The sequence below is a fragment of the Pseudomonas sp. OF001 genome, from assembly GCF_904426495.1.
In the GTDB taxonomy this organism is placed as follows: Bacteria; Pseudomonadota; Gammaproteobacteria; order Pseudomonadales; family Pseudomonadaceae; genus Geopseudomonas.
Genome location: NZ_CAJGBM010000059.1, coordinates 1 through 1,269, shown reverse-complemented (window position 1 = coordinate 1,269; position 1,269 = coordinate 1). Strand labels below are relative to the sequence as shown.

General features: G+C 52.3%; 1 protein-coding gene and 1 pseudogene. One reads left to right on the top strand and one right to left on the bottom strand.

Annotation, left to right across the window (positions count from 1 at the left end; genetic code table 11):
• Window positions 1-348 precede the first annotated feature (348 nt).
• The gene (locus RA210_RS19455; RefSeq protein WP_201487719.1) at window positions 349-825 is read right to left on the bottom strand and encodes a DUF6714 family protein; all 477 of its coding nucleotides are present in this window, start codon (window positions 823-825) and stop codon (window positions 349-351) included.
• Window positions 826-1,170: 345 nt separating this feature from the next.
• Between RA210_RS19455 and RA210_RS19450 the strand changes: the two are divergent.
• Window positions 1,171-1,269: pseudogene (locus tag RA210_RS19450) on the top strand (IS110 family transposase); the annotation flags it as partial.

Below are 1,269 nucleotides of genomic sequence, written 5' to 3'. Positions count from 1 at the left end.
AACTGGTACGGATCTGCTGGGCGGTGTGGTGCCACGAACGACGTTTCAGCGGCGACTGGCAGAGCAGCAAGCCCGCCTGACGGCGGGCCGGGTAATCGGGAGGCGGTTTTTCTTGTGGTTGTGGTGAGAAGCGACACTGTCGGAACAGGCGAGTCCTGCAACGGAACAAGGCCGATAACAATCATGATCCCCGTGATCTATTGAGCGCTTGACCCCCGTTGCGCGAACTACAGATTGGCCCGGGCGGCAACGCCCAGCGAAGGCCGGATATACGAGAGCAACCGCACTGACGACAGGGTTGGAACAGGGTTACTCACCACTTGTGGGGGAGAGTCCATATACCAATTGTTATGCCTTCAGTGTCAGGATGAATTCGATTGCTCTTCGAATTTCTTCTGGACAGTACGTGGACCAGTGCTCATGCTCTTCGCACCAAAGCAGGAAGTTTGAAAGACAATTTATTTGATCTTGATTTAGGGCTGAGAGCCTTTCTCGTGCTTCGGCCTGATGCTCAGGAGTTGGACCTAGGTTGTAGATCAGAAACTCTGTCTCCATGCCTGAAGCTTCGGCCTCTTTGGTTAAGCAATATCTGAGGTAAGAGGGTAAAGCCCAGCGCCAGCCACTTGCCGAAAGGCATGACATTTCCTGATGAAGGCAGCGAATGGCCTCTATTGGAAGCTCCTGGCCTTTGTATGGAAGCAAGTCTTTTCTAAGGTATTGGCATTGAAAACAATCATCCTTGTGAAAGGAGATTTCTGTGCCTTTGGGCTTTGCGACAAAGGTAAAGTATCTTTCCACGTCACTTTGAATGGTTTCAGTTTTCATAAGGCATAACGTTTGGTTAAGGGGCGGCCGCGTTACGCGGACGTCCCAGTGAGCGAAACGAACGACTTGAACCACTAGTTGGGGAAGCCCCGACAATCATGAGAATAGCCGCTGGTAAAGCTCTTGGTCGAATGGCATGCCAAATGGCCCAGAGGCCAGCAAATTCTTGCTGTAACCATGCTTACAACCTTTAGCAATGAAGCCTAATGGAACCTCCTTTACCAACACAGCAACAGAGTTTCCATCATTTGCCCAGAGCAGCCTAACATCGCTGTAATGGACTCTCCCTGCACCACACTTACCCGCACCAGCGGTGCCGAGAATGGCGTTCGGAGGGTTCCAGCGATGTACAAGCAGATTGCAGTGGATTTGGCCAAGTCCGTTTACCAGGTTGCCGAAAGCGTCCGTGCCGGGCAGGTGAGTCAGCGCAAGCGGCTGAATCGC